The organism is Pseudomonas sp. GL_103 (assembly GCF_057835175.1).
Genome location: NZ_CM174420.1, coordinates 5,773,821 through 5,788,929, shown reverse-complemented (window position 1 = coordinate 5,788,929; position 15,109 = coordinate 5,773,821). Strand labels below are relative to the sequence as shown.

Sequence of the window (15,109 nt, the reverse complement as noted above, 5' to 3'; positions counted from 1 at the left end):
CTCAGCGGCGCCCGGCGCGCAAGGCGTCGATGCGCCGGTCCTTCTCGATCCAGAGCTGGTTGACCCATTCCTGGACCTTCTCGCGAAACGCAGGGTCGTTTTCGTAATCTCCCTGCCACCACGCCAGGCCCAGGAAGGGCACCCAGATCAGCTCTTTCTTGAGGAAGAACTTGAAGAACGGCGTGCGCCGGTTCAGCGTCTGGATCAGCGCCGGGATGTCGACCCAGGATTGATGGTTGCCGATCACCAGATATGAAGTGTCGCGACGCAGATCATCACCGCCACGGATGTCCCATTGGGTGGGGATACACCAGCGGAAAATCAGCTTGTCGATCTCCGACCAGGTCTCGGCGATCCACATCACCGACCATGAGGCGTAATCGCGAAAACGGCCGGGCAGGACCAGCTTGAGCAGGGCAAACATCATCAGCGGCCCGATCAGGACCAGGGTGTTGAGCACAAGCAGCAGGGTCACGAAACAGCCGGTGAGCAGGCGGCGCATAAGTCACTCGTGGAAGCGGTCGGGCGCGCCATGATAAGCAGCTTCGGGTGGCAGGCCAAATCGGCGGTGACGAATGTTTCACTTTTGCGTCGGTAACCTTGTGGGAACGATCAAGCGCACGACGGTCTAAAATCCGACTGCTCACTCTCATGGAAACCCATTACGTGAAATCCCTCCTTGCAGTGCTCTCCCTCATCGCCCTGCCGGTCATGGCCGCCGAACCGACCCTCTATGGTCGTTACGAATACATCGCCCTGCCGGAAATCGGCGGGCAGGTCCTCAAGGCGAAAATGGACACCGGCGCCCTGACCGCGTCGCTGTCGGCCAAGGACATCGAAACCTTCAAGCGTGACGGCGAAGACTGGGTGCGTTTCCGCCTCGGAACCAAGGATGCGGGCAATCAGGTCTATGAACACAAGGTCGCACGGGTTAGCAAGATCAAGACCCGTTCCGAAGAGGAAGAGGATGACAGCGACGTGATCGCACCCACCAAACGTCCGGTGGTCGATCTGGAGCTGTGCCTGGGTAACGTCAAGCGCACGGTCGAGGTCAACCTGACTGACCGTAGCAGCTTCAACTACCCGTTGCTGATCGGTGCCAAGGCGTTGCGCGAGTTCGGGGCGGCGGTGAATCCGGCACGACGGTTTACGGCCGACAAGCCGGATTGCTGATCTTTTGAAGGCTTAAACCTTCGGCATCGTTGCAATCATCGAAGGCCGCTGACTCACCTCGAAATACCACGCCGCGAGTTGCGGATTGGCTTCGCGCCAATCCAGATCCGGATGGCGCAGGTCCAGGTAACCCAGTGCACAGGCCACGCTGATCGCGGCCACGTCGAAGTGGCAGGTCAGCTCGGCAATTGCGTCCTTTTCCAGCAATGCCAGGGCACGACGGATCTTGTCGCGCTGGCCGTCGAGCCATTCGTCCCAGTGTTTCTCGGGGGCGCGCAGGGCGACTTCGTAGCGCACCAGCACAGCCGCGTCCATGATCCCGTCGGCCAGCGAAGCGAGGGTAAGGCGCCGCCAGCGGGCCGAGCCTTCGCGTGGGATCAGCGGGTTGCCGACGTGTTGCTGATCGAGGTAGTCGAGGATGACCCGGCTGTCGTGGATGACATTGCCATCGGCCAGGCGCAGCGCCGGGATTTTGCTCAAAGGGTTGTCGTCGATCAGGGTCAGGTCCGGGTTGACCGGGGTGAGCACGCTGGTCTGCAACGCCACGCGGTTCTGCTGGCCGGTTTCGTGCAGCAGCACCATGACTTTGCGAACGAAGGGAGAGAGCGGGTTGTGGTACAGGGTCATGCTCGGGGCGGACATGGCAGCGTCTCGATCGGTGGCAGTGTCGGGCAGCATAGCGCGTTGGCCTGATAGCTCAAGCGTCATGGCTTGGGCCCTTGTGGGAGCGAGCTTGCTCGCGATGGCGGTGTGTCAGATACGACAATGGTGACTGACATGGCCCCATCGCGAGCAAGCTCGCTCCCACAGGGATCAACGGCGTTGGAAGAGACCGCGCAGGGCCAGGGCTGCGGGGATGCCCAGCCCCACCCAGCTCAACGAATCCCAAACACCATCCCCGAGCAACGCGGCAAACAACCCTGCCGCGCTGAGCACCGCGATGACGGTCGGGATGGCAAACACTTTCCAGAAGTTAGACTGCCGGGGCTTCATGCCAGGCTCTCCGCTTTTTCCAGCACCGGCCTGGCAGCCTTGCGCCGCACCACCCACAGGTAGACCCCGCTACCAAGCACGATGATGGTCAGCACATCGAGGGTCGCCCAGAGTATCTGCATCGGCATGCCTCCGTAGTCACCGAAGTGCAGAGGCTGCGACATGCCCATGGCGTCCATGTACCACGGTCGTTCGGCCGCGGCGGTGACTTGCAGGGTGTTGGCGTCGATCAGTACCGGCGTCAGCAGGTGCGAGGTCAGGTGCGTGCTGCCTTTCATGAATACCGCGTAATGGTGCTCGCTGGAAAACCGCGTGCCTGGGAAAGCGATGAAGTCCGGCTGCATGCCCGGCGCGACATCTTTGGCGATATCGAGCAAACGGGTCGCGGGCGCGAGTTGCGTCAGTGGTGGCGCATCGCGGTACGGCGCGACCATCGCGCTCAGGCTGTCGTTGCGCCAGGCGGCAATGATCAGGTCGGCGCAGGCACTAATTACGCCCGTCATGCCGACCACCAGGGCCCAGGTCAACGTCACCACACCGATCAGGTTATGCAGGTCGAGCCAGCGCAGTCGGGTGGATTTGTCCTGGCGCACGGTGGCGAATTTCAAGCGGCGCATGAACGGCAGGTACAGCACCGTGCCGGAGACAATCGCGACGACGAACAGCAACCCCATGAACGCCAGCAGCAACTTGCCCGGCAGCCCGGCAAACATGTCCACGTGCAGGCGCAGCATGGTCATCATGAAACCACCGTTGGCCGATGGCGTCTCCAGCGCTTCGCCGGTACGGGCGTCGAGCATGAAGGTGTGGGACGAGTTCGGCTCGGTGCCCGCGGTCGCGGCCATGATGGTCAGCACCGCGTTGGGCTCATCGTCCTCGAAGCCGAAATACTGCATGACTTCGCCGGGGCGATGCTTCTCGGCCGCTTCCACCAACTGCTGCAAATTCAGGTGCAGGGTGTTCGCCGGCATTACTTTCACTTCAGGCGCATCGCCCAGCAAGTGGTCGATCTCGTGGTGAAAGATCAGCGGCAGGCCGGTCAGTGCCAACAGCAACAGGAACACCGTACAAATCAGGCTGGTCCAGGTATGAACAGCGGACCAGCGGCGAATTGTTTTACTTTTCATTTCATAGCCTTCAGAAAAACCAAAGCCGCCCACGAAGGACGGCCTGGTCATTGGGCGTGTCAGCTCAAAGCGTTACCACTTGTAGGTTGCACTTGCGACGACACTGCGCTGGTCGCCGTAGTAGCAGTAGTAGCTATCGCAAGTCGAGATGTAGTCCTTGTCGAACAGGTTGGTTGCGTTAACGGCCAGCGAAGCGCCTTTGAGGCTGTTGTCCAGGCGACCGAGGTCGTAGTGAACCACCGCGTCGAACACCGTGTAGGCGTCGGCCTTGCCCAGCCAGGTGTTGGCCTGGTCGCCATAGGTGTTGCCGGTATAGCGCGCGCCGGCGCCGATGCCGAAGCCATCCAGCACGCCGTTGTGCCAGGTGTAGTCGCCCCACACCGACGCTTGCTGGTTAGGCATCAGTTGCAGGCGATTGCCCTTGTAGATGCCCTCTTGCACTTCGGATTTGGCCAGGGTGTAGGCAGCGGTGACCTTGAGGTTTTCGGTCACGTCGGAAACGGCTTCCAGCTCCAGGCCTTTGACTTTCACTTCGCCGGTCTGGCTGGTGACTGTCACGTTGCCCACGTTGTTGGTGACGGAAACGTTTTTCTGGGTCAGGTCATACACAGCCGCCGTCAGCAGGGTGTTGCTGCCCGGTGGCTGGTACTTGATCCCCAGTTCCCATTGCTTGCCTTCGGTCGGCTTGAACGACTCGGTCGGCGAGGCGACGGCATTGCTGGTCGGCTGGAACGATTCGGCGTAGGACAGGTAGGGCACGAAGCCCGAGTCGAACACGTAGCTGATCGCCGCGTTGCCGCTGAAGTTCTTGTCGCGTTCGGTGTTGGTGGCATCGCCCTTGTTGAAGAACGTGGTACCGGTGTGGACCCAGTCTTCACGGCCGCCGAGGGTCAGGCGCCATTGGCCGAGAGCCATCTGGTCCTGGATGTACAGGCCGGTCTGCTGGGTCTTTTGTTCGTAGTCGTAGAACGCCGTGGAGCGTGGCGGACGGGTGATCGGCAAGCCATAGACCGGGTCGTTGACGTTGATGTCTGGCGCGGTGCCGAAGATCGAGAGGTAGTTGGTGGTGTTGCGCTGGTGATCCAGGCCGATCAGCAAGGTGTGACTGACGTCGCCGGTGACAAAGTCGCCCTGGAAGTTGTTGTCCACGGCGAATTGGGCGATGTCTTCGTCGACATTGGTGGTGCCACGGCCGGTGTTGCCTTGATCGTCGACGACAAACCCGAACTCGGCAAAGTCAGGGTTGTAGCTATTGACGGTCACGGCCTGGAACGACAGCTCCGACTTGGTGTAGCGCAGGTTCTGGCGGAACTGCCAGACATCGTTCAAGCGGTGTTCGAAGGCATAACCCAGCGCGTAGTAGGTGCGGTCATAGAAGTCGTAGTTCGGGTCACCCAGGTTCTTGTGGTGGGAGATATCGCCGAACGGCATGTCGATCTTGGTGCCCTGGATCGGATAGAACTGACTGGTGATACCGGTATCGTCCCGGGTGAATTGCGTGAGCAGGGTGAACCTGGTGTCTTCGTCGATGTTCCAGGTCAGGCTCGGCGCAATGTTGTAGCGCTTGTCATCGATGTGGTCGATGGGCGTGCCGCCGTCGCGCAGCACGCCGCTGAGGCTGTACAGGAACTGGCCTTCGTCGTCGATCTTGCCGGTGCTGGCGAAGTTGATCTGACGATGATTGTCACTGCCGTATTGCAGCTGGATCTCGCTGCTGGCTTCAGCGCTTGGGCGACGGCTGACCATGTCCAACAGGCCGCCCGGTGGGGTCTGGCCGTACACCGAGGAGGCCGGGCCGCGAAGCAGCGCCAGTCGGTCGAGGTTCCAGGTTTCCTGTTTAGGGTTGGAGTACACACCTTTTGGCAGTGGCAGGCCGTCGAGGAATTGAGTCGGCTCGAAACCCCGCACGCGCAACCAGTCGGCGCGGGTGTCGCTGCCGAAGCTGCTGGAGGTGATGCCCGGCAAGTAGCGCACGGCATCGTCGAGGGTGTGCGCGTTGCGGTCGTCCATCTGCTCGCGAGTGACGACCGAAATCGAACGCGGCGCCTCGACCAGCGCGGTGTCGGTCTTGGTGCCGGCGGCGGTGCGCTTGGCCAGGTAGCCCTGTACCGGGCCCCAGGCGCTTTCAGTGTCTTGCACGCCGATCACGCTGGTGGCCGGCAGGTCCATCACGCCCTCGGGCACGGCCACCAGGCTATAGGTGCCCGCACTGCTCAGTTCCAGTTGCAGCCCGGTGCCACGCAGGGCTTCGCGCAGGGCGCTGGCTGCGTCGAACTGACCTTTGACCGGCGCCGAGGTTTTGCCCGCGGCCAGGGATGGATTCAACGACAGGGCCAAACCGGCCTGGCTGGCGATCTGGTTCAGGGTGCTGGCCAACGGCGCGGCCGGCAGGTTGTAGGCGCGGACGCTGGACACCTGTTCGGCGGCGACCAGTTGGCTGCTGGCCAAAGGGGTGCAAAGGGCAATGGCGACTGCCAGCAAACTGCGGCGCAACAGGGAGTCTAGCGAACGAGGCATACAGCGGCTCCTGAATGGAAACATTTCTCAATTGCCTGTGTGCCGAACGAAAATCAAAAAGTGATAGGGCTGGATGAAAATAATTTCGATTCAGAAGTCGGTTGCGGCTGGTATTGGGTCAAAACGGTTTTTGCGGGGAGTCGAACGCCGTCATCGCGAGCAAGCTCGCTCCCACATTTTGAAATGCATTCCAATGTGGGAGCGAGCTTGCTCGCGATGACGGTTGATCAGACAAAAAGCTTTTCAGGGCTTGGTATCAGCCTTGGCCACGACCTTCACCCACCATTGCGTGTGCTGTTCGATCTGCACCGGCAGGGTCGGCAGCAGGGCATTGAGTGCCAGGTCGGTGTCGCGCAGCGGGAAGCTGCCGGTGATGCGCAGGTCGGCCACTTCCGGTGCGACCCCGACGTATCCGTTTCGATAGCGGCCGATTTCATGCACCAGATCTTCCAGCCGCGTGTTGTCCACCACCAGCATGCCGCGGGTCCAGGCATCCGCGCCGAGGCTGACGGCCAGGACCGGACCCAGGCCGTTGTTGCGGATCAGCACCTGCTGGCCTTCGCGCAGAATCTGTTCGTCAGGGTTGGATTCAGGGTGAACCGCTACCGCCGACTGCAGGACGCTCAAGCGCGTTCCGTCTTCCTCGCGCTTGACCAGAAACCGCGTACCCAGCGCACGCATGCTGCCTTCGCGGGTTTCGACAATGAACGGCCGGGGATCGCCGTGGCCGGTTTCGACCAGGATTTCGCCTTCCTGAAGCACGATGCGCCGCTGCTTTTCATCGAAACGCACATCCAGCGCGCTGTGGGTATTGAGATTGATCAGCGTGCCGTCAGCCAGACGCAGGGTGCGCTGTTCGCCAACGGCGGTGCGCTGGTCGGCCAGCCAATAGTCGATCGGCAGGTAACGTTCCCCGGCGAACAGGGCCAGGCCGATCACTGCAACGATGCTGGCGACACCGTTGCCAAGCTTGCGCACTCGCCGGCGAATGCCTTCGCGCGATTGCAGCAAGGCGGTGCGAGCCGGGCCGCTGGCCACGCTGAAACGCTGGTCGAGCATGCCCAACTGGCGCCAGGCGCGGGCGTGCTCTTCGTGGGCAGCGTGCCACTTGGCGAACTCTTCGCGCTCTACCGGGTTGGCGGAGTCCATGGACAACTGCCAGGCAATCGCCGCGTCCAGCACGCTGGCCGATACCGGTTTGGAACTGACCGGATTCATGTCGGCTCACCATACAGCGCGATATAGCACTGGCGAATGCCTTGGGCCAGGTACTGGCGCACCCGCGGCACCGACACACCGAGGCGCTCGGCGATTTCTGCGTGGCCGAGGCCATCGAGACGGTTGTAGAGGAACGCCGCCCGGGCCTTGCTGGAAAGCTTGCCGAGCAAGCGGTCGATGTTTTTCAGGTCTTCGAGGATCATTTGCTGTTCTTCCACCGACGGTTGTTCGGCTTCGGGAATCAGCATCAGCTCGGTGAGATAGGCCTGTTCCAGCGCGGCGCGACGGAAATAATCGAACAGCAGGCCCTTGGCGATCGCCACCAGGAACGCCCGGGGCTCGCGCGGTACCTTCAGTTCCTCACGGCCCAGCAAGCGTACGAAAGTGTCCTGGCTCAGGTCTTCGGCCCGCTGCGGGCAGGCGACGTTGCGACGAAGCCAGGCCAACAGCCAACCGCGATGGTCGCGATATAACGCACCGACGAGCTCACTTTGAGGGCTTGGGACTGACGACACGCCGCATCACCGATTGGGAAATATTAACTAACGAGAATTGTTCGCGATTGTGGCAGAGGCAAGGGAGGTAAGCAATTGGCGTTGGTCGGGTGGGGATTTGGCGACGGCACCTGTAGGAGCGAGCAAGCTCGCTCCTACAGGGATGGCGTATGGGTCAGAAGGACGGCGCCTGCTGCCGGCGCTTCCACTGATTCAAGCGCTGTTGCAGATTCAACGGGCTGTGAATCTGCTGCTGTCGCGCACGGCTGAACAGGATCAGCATCAGTTCGGCGGTGGCCAGGGCGTCGGCGCTGGCGTGGTGGCGCTCGAAGACTTCGAGCTTGAACCAGTCGATCCAATCGTCCAGCCCGGCCTCGCGAATGTGCGCCTGGGGGCAGAGCAGTGGCGCAATGTCCGCCACATCCAGAAACGGATGCTGCAACTTGAAGCCCAGATGATCTTTCAGCGCACGGCCGAGCATGTGCTGGTCAAACGGCGCGTGGAAGGCCAGCACCGGACTGTCCCCGATGTACTCCAACAGGTCGAGCAGTGCTTCTGCCGGATCGCTGCCCGCCGCAATGGCGCTGGGGCCAATGCCGTGGATCAGCACGCTGGGACCGAGTTTCACTTGCGGATATTGCAGGGTGCGTTCGAACAGCTGGCGAAAGTCGATGGCTCCGTCCTCGATCACCACCGCGCCAATGGACAACATATGGTCCTTGTTCAGGTTCAGGCCGGTGGTTTCCAGATCGAGCACCACCCAGCGTTGCTCGTGCAGGCTGCACTGCGCCAGGTCGGCAGCCGTCGGTAATTGTTCCAGCCGATGTTGCAGGTGGCCGGGTAGGGTGGGACTCGGCGGGCGCAGCCACGAAAACAGGCTCATAACTGATACCGCAAGGCCAGGCTGCTTTGCAGGCGCTGTGCCTGGCGCAGGGACTCACGCAGGATGCGCCGGTCCAGATGATTGAGGCTGTCGGGATCGACCCGGTTTGAGTAAGGAAAATTCTCCCGGGTCTGTAGTTGGTGTTGCTGCATGCGGGTTTGCTGGATGAAGTGATAGGCCTCTTCGTACGCGGCGCCGTCCAGGGGATCGATGACCTCCTTGTCGACCAACTGGCGAAAACGCTCCAGCGTGTTGTTCGCTTCGATACCGTGGACCAGGGCCAGCAACCGGGCACCGTCGACAAAGGGTGCCAGACCCTGGATCTTCAGGTCCAGGGTGGCCTTCTCGCCATTTTTGCGCGCCAGCACGAACTCGCGGAAACGCCCTACTGGCGGGCGATTGCGCAGCGCATTCTCGGCCATCATGCGCTGGAACAAACGGTTGTCGCCGACCTGCTCGAGAATGCCCCGACGCAATTGCTCACAGCCTGGCTCGCTGCCCCAGACCACGCGCAAATCGAAATAGATGCTCGAACCCAGCAGGTTCTCCGGGGTGGCCTCGCGGATAAATGCCGCAAAGCGCCGCGCCCATTCGGCCCGGGACAGACACAGCTCGGGGTTGCCGGCCATGATATTGCCCTTGCACAAGGTGAAGCCGCACAGCGCCAGGCTCTGGTTGATCTGCTGGGCAATAGGCAGCAGCTTGCCGCGAATCTCGGCGGCATGGGCCGCGTCCCGGGCTTCGAACAGAATGCCGTTGTCCTGATCGGTGTGCAGGGTCTGCTCGCGACGACCTTCGCTGCCGAAACACAACCAGCTGAACGGCACGCCGGGGTCACCTTTTTCGGCGAGGGTCAGTTCGATCACCCGGCACACGGTGTGGTCGTTGAGCAAGGTGATGATGTGGGTGATCTGCGTCGAAGATGCGCCGTGGGCCAGCATGCGCTCGACCAGTTGACCGATTTCGCCCCGCAGCGCCACCAGGTTTTCCACTTTCTGGGCATTGCGGATAGTGCGCGCCAGATGCACCAGGTCGATCCGTTGCAGGGAAAACAGATCGCGCTCGGAAACCACGCCGCACAAGCGTTGGTCCTTGACCAGGCAGACATGGGCGATGTGACGCTCGGTCATGGCAATCGCCGCGTCGAATGCACTGTGATCCGGCGACAGGAAGAACGGCGCCCGGGTCATGTGCCCTTCGATGGCTTCGTTGAAATCACTGCTGCCGTTGGCCACGGTCTGGCGCAGGTCGCGCAGGGTGAAAATCCCCAGTGGCGCCTTGAGTTCATCGACCACCACGATGCTGCCGACCTGTTGTTCGTGCATCAACGTCACGGCTTCGCGCAATGGCGTCTGCGGGCCGCACGTTACCGGGTGGCGCATGGCCAATTCGCCCAGTCGGGTATTGAGCGAATATTGGGTGCCCAGGGTTTCCACGGCTTTTTGCTGCACTTGCTGGTTGACCTGATCCAGCAGGCTGCTGACGCAGCGCAGGGCGAAGTTGCGGAAGGTGTCCGATAGCGAAAACAGGCGGATGAACGCCGGCTTGTTCAGTTGCAGGCAGAAGGTGTCTTCGCCGGCCAGGTGCTCGGTGCGGGTCGCCCGTTCACCCAGCAACGCCGCCAGGGGGAAACATTCGCCGGTGGTTATCTCGAAGACCGTTTCGGTGCCACCTTTTGCCGTATGCGGACGCTCGCCCACGACCCGGCCTTGCTTGACGATATAGAAGTACTCGACCGGCCCGTCGGCGGGTTTGATGATGCTCTCGCCGGGGGCGTAAAAACGCAGCTGACATTGCTCGACCAGATACGCCAGGTGAGCGTGTTCCATCTGGTTGAAAGGCGGGAAGCGCTGAAGGAATTGCAACGTGCCCTGGATGTTCTGCAACACCGCGGTTTTCCCTGCCTGTGTGAAGGCGTCCGCTTTACTCATAACCATTACCGCAGTCTTTTTTGAATTGTTGTAGTCGGATGACCAGGACATGGTCGACCCCTGTGGCCGGGGTGCCCATTGGACGTAAGTCTAGGTAGGCAGTTAGCGCCCTGAAATGTCGGAAGAAGCCTACGCAATTGTGCGAAAAACCTCTCTGCTGCCCTATTGGACTATTCTCCGACGAGGTGCACATTGATGGTCTGCTTAGGGATGTCTCACTGCTGTGCCAGGGAATTGTATTGAACATATAGGGAAAGCCATGTCCGACCACGATATTTTGAGCGACGCCGAGCGCGAAGCGCTGAGTGCCGTCATGCTGGAACCTGACCTGCCACCGCAACGGGTGCTGATCGTCGATGACGATAAAGACGCCCGGGACCTGCTGTCAGAGATCCTCGCGCTGGACGGTATTCGCTGCCTGACCGCGGCCAGTGGCGAAGCGGCGCTCAAGATGCTGGAGGAGAAACCTTCGATCGGACTGGTGATTACCGACCTGCGCATGGGCCACATCGACGGGCTGGACCTGATCCGACAGGTGCGCGAGTCGGTACGGGCGGCGTTGCCGATCATCATCGTCTCGGGCGATGCCGACGTAAAAGATGCGATCGCCGCGATGCATTTGAGCGTGGTGGACTTTCTGCTCAAACCGATCGATGCCAGTCATTTGCTGACACTGGTAAAGCTCGAATTAGGCATTAAATAACTGATCTCCTGTAATTGTTAATTACAGCTTCGAGTTGCTTTGGTGAATTAAACTTGTAATTAATTTTATCTAGTTGATTTGCGAAAAAACTACTCACAAATAGCTTGTTCTTTCTTTCGGTTATTCAGCTACCGTTCAGAGCTTGAAAGCTGAAGCAGGCATTTGTTTGATCTCGTGCTTGGTTTAATTAAGTCTGTCGCCGCACCACCCAGGTTGCCAGTTTGACTCTCCGATTTTAGTGGCTTGAGTATGGCGATGTTTGTCATGCATTCAGGCTTCAGTTAGTTCCTGCGGATAAAAATACTGACAGTACTTAGGTCGTTACTCTTCCTGGGTTGTGTGGCTATGTATCGCAATGAGGACGATATGATAAAGAAAATGGAATTTCGCGATCTTATACTTGTTGTCGGTGTGACAGTCATGTGGGGTAGCAATTTTACGGTAATTGATATCAGCCTTAACGGTATCGACCCGTTCATATTGACAGCGTTGCGCTTTACTTTCTGCGCATTGCCGCTGGTGTTCTTCATCCCTAAGCCGAAGGAGGTCAGTACTTTTGTAACTGTCGTTTACGGTTTGTTGTTCGGTGTTGGAATGTGCTGGTTGATGAACTATGGAATGTTTCTTGGCGTCAGTGCCGGTGTGACGTCTTTGCTCTTGCAATTCAGTGCTTTTTTCACGGTCATATGGGGAGTCCTGTTGTTTGGCGAGAAAATGACGGCAATACAAGTAACCGGCATTCTCATGGCGTTGGTGGGGCTGATGTTTATTATTCATGTGACGGATGGTGATGCCGAAGGCTTTGGACTTTTCCTGGTATTGCTCGGTGCATTGTTCTGGAGTCTTTGCAATGTGCTGGTCAAGAGAAGCAAAGTGGTTGATATATTTCCCTTTGTCGTTTGGTCGAGTCTGTATGCAACACCTCCTCTATATCTGATGACTTACTGGGTCAAGGGAGCAGCCCCTTTCCAGGCGTTGCTAACGAACATGACCGCTCCGGTGCTGGCATCTGTCCTGTTCCAGGCCTATGTGGCGACGGTATTCGGGTATTGGGTCTGGAACCGAATGATTGAGAAGTATCCTGCGAGTCAGGTTGCACCGTTGTCGGTGATTGTTCCGATATCGGGGATCTTGACCTCCTGGTATGTACTCGACGAACCCATCGGTGGCGAAAAACTGTTTGCTCTCATAATCACGGTCCTTGGAATCACCTTGTTCATGAATGCATCGAGAATAGGCCGCCACATCGCTACAAACGCAATGCGTTACAAGAAATAGTTCTGCATTTGCAGGAAGCAGAAACAAAAATCCCCCGTTTTTTCAACCGGGGGATTGCTGTGGAGACAGCTGGTTACAACCCGTTCTTCGCCTTGAACTCGCGACGACGACGGTGCAGGACCGGCTCGGTGTAGCCGTTCGGTTGCTTCGTGCCTTCGACCACCAGTTCGACCGCCGCCTGGAAGGCGATGTTGCTGTCGAAGTTCGGGGCCAGCGGACGGTACAGCGCGTCGCCGGCGTTCTGACGGTCAACCACCGGCGCCATGCGCTTGAGGCTTTCCATGACCTGGTCTTCGGTGACGATACCGTGACGCAGCCAGTTGGCGATGTGCTGGCTGGAAATACGCAGCGTTGCACGGTCTTCCATCAGGCCGACATCGTTGATGTCCGGCACTTTCGAACAGCCGACGCCTTGGTCGATCCAGCGCACCACGTAGCCAAGAATGCCCTGGGAGTTGTTGTCCAGTTCGTTCTTGATCTGTTCGGCGGTCCACTGCGGGTTCACCGCCAGCGGGATGGTCAGGATGTCGTCTACCGAAGCATGGGCACGTTTGGCCAGTTCGGCCTGACGGGCGAACACGTCAACCTTGTGGTAGTGCAGCGCGTGCAGCGCAGCAGCGGTCGGCGATGGTACCCAAGCGGTGTTGGCACCGGCCATCGGGTGAGCGATTTTCTGTTCGAGCATCGCCGCCATCAGGTCAGGCATGGCCCACATGCCTTTACCGATCTGTGCGCGACCTTGCAGGCCGGTGCTCAGACCGATATCGACGTTGGAGTTCTCGTAGGCACCGATCCATTTTTCCGCCTTCATGTCCGCCTTGCGCACCATCGGGCCGGCTTCCATGGAGGTGTGGATTTCGTCGCCCGTGCGGTCGAGGAAACCAGTGTTGATGAACACCACACGCTCGCTCGCCGCCTTGATGCAGGCCTTGAGGTTGATCGTGGTACGACGCTCCTCGTCCATGATCCCGACTTTGAGGGTGTTGCGTGGCAGGCCCAGCACGTCTTCGATGCGACCGAACAGCTCGTTGGTGAACGCCGCTTCTTCCGGGCCGTGCATCTTCGGCTTGACGATGTAGATCGAGCCGGTGCGGGTGTTTTTGCGCGAGGTGTTGCCGTTCAGGTTGTGCATCGATGCCAGACAAGTCACCAGGCCATCGAGAATGCCTTCCGGCACTTCGTTACCTTGACTGTCAAGGATCGCGTCGATGGTCATCAGGTGACCAACGTTACGCACGAACAGCAACGAACGACCGTGCAGGCTCAGTTCACTGCCATCGACCGCGGTGTAGGTGCGGTCGGCGTTCATGGTGCGGGTAAAGGTCTGACCACCCTTGGCGACGTCTTCCGACAGATCGCCCTTCATCAGGCCGAGCCAGTTGCGGTAGATCACCACTTTGTCATCGGCGTCGACGGCGGCAACCGAGTCTTCGCAGTCCATGATGGTGGTCAGCGCGGCTTCCATCAGGATGTCTTTGACGCCGGCCGCGTCGGTCTGGCCGACCGGGGTGTTGGCGTCGACCTGGATTTCGAAATGCAGGCCATTGTTTTTCAGCAGGATCGCGGTCGGTGCAGCGGCATCGCCCTGGAAGCCGATCAGTTGCGCATCGTTGCGCAGGCCGCTGTTGCTACCACCTTTAAGGGCGACCACCAGTTTGCCGTCGACGATCTTGTAGCCGGTGGAGTCGACGTGGGAGCCGGCCGCCAAAGGCGCCGCTTCGTCGAGGAAGGCACGGGCGAAAGCGATGACCTTGTCACCGCGCACCTTGTTGTAGCCTTTGCCTTTTTCCGCGCCGTCGGCTTCGCTGATGGCGTCGGTGCCGTAGAGCGCATCGTACAGCGAGCCCCAGCGGGCGTTCGAGGCATTGAGCGCGAAGCGGGCGTTCATCACCGGCACCACGAGCTGCGGGCCGGCCATGCGGGCGATTTCTTCATCGACGTTTTGCGTCGTTGCCTGGAAGTCGGCCGCTTCTGGCAGCAGATAACCGATCTCTTGCAGGAAGGCTTTATAGGCCTTCGCGTCGGGCTCCTGAGCTGTCCCAAGAGCTTTGCGTTCCTGATGCCAGGAATCGATTTGAGCCTGGAAATCATCGCGTTTGGCGAGTAGGGCTTTGTTCTTCGGCGCCAGGTCATGGATGACCTTGTCGGCACCGGCCCAGAACTTATCGGCGGTGAGGCCGGTACCGGGAATGGCTTCGTTGTTCACGAAGTCGAACAGGACTTTGGCGACCTGCAGGCCACCGACTTGAACGTGTTCAGTCATTGCTTGCCTCACTCTGCTCAGCTATTTCGCTTTTCAGCTCTTCAATTTAACAATGAAGCCTTTGGCCATTTAAACCACAAACCCCTCTACCAGTACATGCCCATGACAGGCGGCTGGGTTGGGACCAATCAACGGCTTGGGGCCTTGCTGACAGGGCTTTCAGGGTTGCGAACGTGCCTGCGGCAGACATCGATCCAACGTTATGTAGTGCGCGCTGCGGCATACTACATGATGAATTGCGGTTGTGAAAATTAGACTAATTACGTCGTTCTGCGACCCCATGACGCATTGCGGTCACGTCGGGGAGCGTGATGTTCTCAAAAAACCATTGGATTGTTCCAGTTAAATATCAAAAGTTGTACACGATTTGTTGGGTCAGTCAGATCGGCGGTGCCTTCATTCGCGAGCATGCTCGCTCCCACCAAGGCCCGCGCAACCCTTGTGGGAGCGAGCCTGCTCGCGAAGGCGCCTGACCTGTCGGCGCAGGTCCAACCCTTGCCTATACTTGGTTCTCTATAACAAAAGTCAT

At 59.5% G+C, this 15,109-nt stretch carries 13 protein-coding genes; 3 read left to right on the top strand and 10 right to left on the bottom strand.

Annotated features, from left to right (window positions below; all coding sequences use genetic code 11):
- Nucleotide 1: 1 nt before the first annotated feature.
- Nucleotides 2-502, bottom strand: coding sequence for a 1-acyl-sn-glycerol-3-phosphate acyltransferase (locus tag AC3IP0_RS26150; RefSeq protein WP_489326222.1), 501 nt, complete (start codon nucleotides 500-502; stop codon nucleotides 2-4).
- 164 nt (nucleotides 503-666) lie between these two features.
- Between AC3IP0_RS26150 and rloA2 the strand changes: the two genes are divergently transcribed.
- Nucleotides 667-1,173, top strand: coding sequence for a retropepsin-like aspartic peptidase RloA2 (gene rloA2, locus AC3IP0_RS26145; RefSeq protein WP_489317475.1), 507 nt, complete (start codon nucleotides 667-669; stop codon nucleotides 1,171-1,173).
- Nucleotides 1,174-1,185: 12 nt separating this feature from the next.
- Here rloA2 and AC3IP0_RS26140 read toward each other — a convergent pair whose 3' ends face one another.
- The 8 genes from AC3IP0_RS26140 to AC3IP0_RS26105 all read right to left on the bottom strand — a co-directional run bounded on the left by AC3IP0_RS26140 (nucleotide 1,186) and on the right by AC3IP0_RS26105 (nucleotide 10,342).
- Nucleotides 1,186-1,815, bottom strand: a complete 630-nt coding sequence (locus AC3IP0_RS26140; RefSeq protein ID WP_477777296.1) for a glutathione S-transferase family protein — start codon at nucleotides 1,813-1,815, stop codon at nucleotides 1,186-1,188.
- A gap of 171 nt (nucleotides 1,816-1,986) precedes the next feature.
- On the bottom strand, nucleotides 1,987-2,166 hold the full coding sequence (locus tag AC3IP0_RS26135) for a hypothetical protein (RefSeq protein WP_489317474.1): 180 nt from the start codon (nucleotides 2,164-2,166) through the stop codon (nucleotides 1,987-1,989).
- On the bottom strand, nucleotides 2,163-3,293 hold the full coding sequence (locus AC3IP0_RS26130) for a PepSY-associated TM helix domain-containing protein (RefSeq protein WP_489317473.1): 1,131 nt from the start codon (nucleotides 3,291-3,293) through the stop codon (nucleotides 2,163-2,165). Before AC3IP0_RS26130 ends, AC3IP0_RS26135 begins: the two co-directional genes overlap by 4 nt.
- Nucleotides 3,294-3,365: 72 nt before the next feature.
- Nucleotides 3,366-5,810 carry a TonB-dependent siderophore receptor gene (locus AC3IP0_RS26125; RefSeq protein WP_489317472.1) on the bottom strand — a complete coding sequence of 815 codons (2,445 nt, stop codon included), beginning with the start codon at nucleotides 5,808-5,810 and terminating at the stop codon, nucleotides 3,366-3,368.
- Between the two features lie 243 nt (nucleotides 5,811-6,053).
- Nucleotides 6,054-7,028, bottom strand: a complete 975-nt coding sequence (locus AC3IP0_RS26120) for a FecR domain-containing protein (RefSeq protein WP_489317471.1) — start codon at nucleotides 7,026-7,028, stop codon at nucleotides 6,054-6,056.
- A complete protein-coding gene (locus AC3IP0_RS26115) occupies nucleotides 7,025-7,543 on the bottom strand; it encodes an RNA polymerase sigma factor (RefSeq protein ID WP_008048225.1) in 519 nt (172 codons plus the stop codon). The genes AC3IP0_RS26120 and AC3IP0_RS26115 overlap by 4 nt, the downstream gene beginning before the upstream one ends.
- 154 nt (nucleotides 7,544-7,697) lie before the next feature.
- Nucleotides 7,698-8,405, bottom strand: a complete 708-nt coding sequence (locus AC3IP0_RS26110) for a 3'-5' exonuclease (RefSeq protein ID WP_489326220.1) — start codon at nucleotides 8,403-8,405, stop codon at nucleotides 7,698-7,700.
- Complete coding sequence (locus AC3IP0_RS26105; RefSeq protein ID WP_489326218.1) at nucleotides 8,402-10,342, bottom strand: putative nucleotidyltransferase substrate binding domain-containing protein; 1,941 nt, start codon at nucleotides 10,340-10,342, stop codon at nucleotides 8,402-8,404. Before AC3IP0_RS26105 ends, AC3IP0_RS26110 begins: the two co-directional genes overlap by 4 nt.
- A 253-nt stretch (nucleotides 10,343-10,595) precedes the next feature.
- On the opposite strand from AC3IP0_RS26105, the gene AC3IP0_RS26100 reads away from it, so the two are divergent.
- A complete protein-coding gene (locus AC3IP0_RS26100; protein ID WP_489317468.1) occupies nucleotides 10,596-11,039 on the top strand; it encodes a response regulator in 444 nt (147 codons plus the stop codon).
- Nucleotides 11,040-11,405: 366 nt separating this feature from the next.
- Nucleotides 11,406-12,317 carry an EamA family transporter gene (locus AC3IP0_RS26095; protein WP_489317467.1) on the top strand — a complete coding sequence of 304 codons (912 nt, stop codon included), beginning with the start codon at nucleotides 11,406-11,408 and terminating at the stop codon, nucleotides 12,315-12,317.
- Nucleotides 12,318-12,390: 73 nt separating this feature from the next.
- Here the strand turns inward: AC3IP0_RS26095 and AC3IP0_RS26090 are convergent, their stop codons facing one another.
- Complete coding sequence (locus AC3IP0_RS26090; protein WP_489317466.1) at nucleotides 12,391-14,580, bottom strand: malate synthase G; 2,190 nt, start codon at nucleotides 14,578-14,580, stop codon at nucleotides 12,391-12,393.
- Nucleotides 14,581-15,109 lie beyond the last annotated feature (529 nt).

What these genes read in the sequence shown, in the direction of transcription:
- AC3IP0_RS26100 (WP_489317468.1), top strand. Translation starts at nt 10,596, where the DNA reads ATGTCCGACCACGATATTTTGAGCGACGCCGAGCGCGAAGCGCTGAGT.
- AC3IP0_RS26120 (WP_489317471.1), bottom strand. Translation starts at nt 7,028, where the DNA reads ATGAATCCGGTCAGTTCCAAACCGGTATCGGCCAGCGTGCTGGACGCG.
- AC3IP0_RS26110 (WP_489326220.1), bottom strand. Translation starts at nt 8,405, where the DNA reads ATGAGCCTGTTTTCGTGGCTGCGCCCGCCGAGTCCCACCCTACCCGGC.
- AC3IP0_RS26105 (WP_489326218.1), bottom strand. Translation starts at nt 10,342, where the DNA reads ATGGTTATGAGTAAAGCGGACGCCTTCACACAGGCAGGGAAAACCGCG.
- AC3IP0_RS26125 (WP_489317472.1), bottom strand. Translation starts at nt 5,810, where the DNA reads ATGCCTCGTTCGCTAGACTCCCTGTTGCGCCGCAGTTTGCTGGCAGTC.
- AC3IP0_RS26090 (WP_489317466.1), bottom strand. Translation starts at nt 14,580, where the DNA reads ATGACTGAACACGTTCAAGTCGGTGGCCTGCAGGTCGCCAAAGTCCTG.
- AC3IP0_RS26140 (WP_477777296.1), bottom strand. Translation starts at nt 1,815, where the DNA reads ATGTCCGCCCCGAGCATGACCCTGTACCACAACCCGCTCTCTCCCTTC.
- AC3IP0_RS26130 (WP_489317473.1), bottom strand. Translation starts at nt 3,293, where the DNA reads ATGAAAAGTAAAACAATTCGCCGCTGGTCCGCTGTTCATACCTGGACC.
- AC3IP0_RS26135 (WP_489317474.1), bottom strand. Translation starts at nt 2,166, where the DNA reads ATGAAGCCCCGGCAGTCTAACTTCTGGAAAGTGTTTGCCATCCCGACC.
- AC3IP0_RS26150 (WP_489326222.1), bottom strand. Translation starts at nt 502, where the DNA reads ATGCGCCGCCTGCTCACCGGCTGTTTCGTGACCCTGCTGCTTGTGCTC.
- AC3IP0_RS26095 (WP_489317467.1), top strand. Translation starts at nt 11,406, where the DNA reads ATGATAAAGAAAATGGAATTTCGCGATCTTATACTTGTTGTCGGTGTG.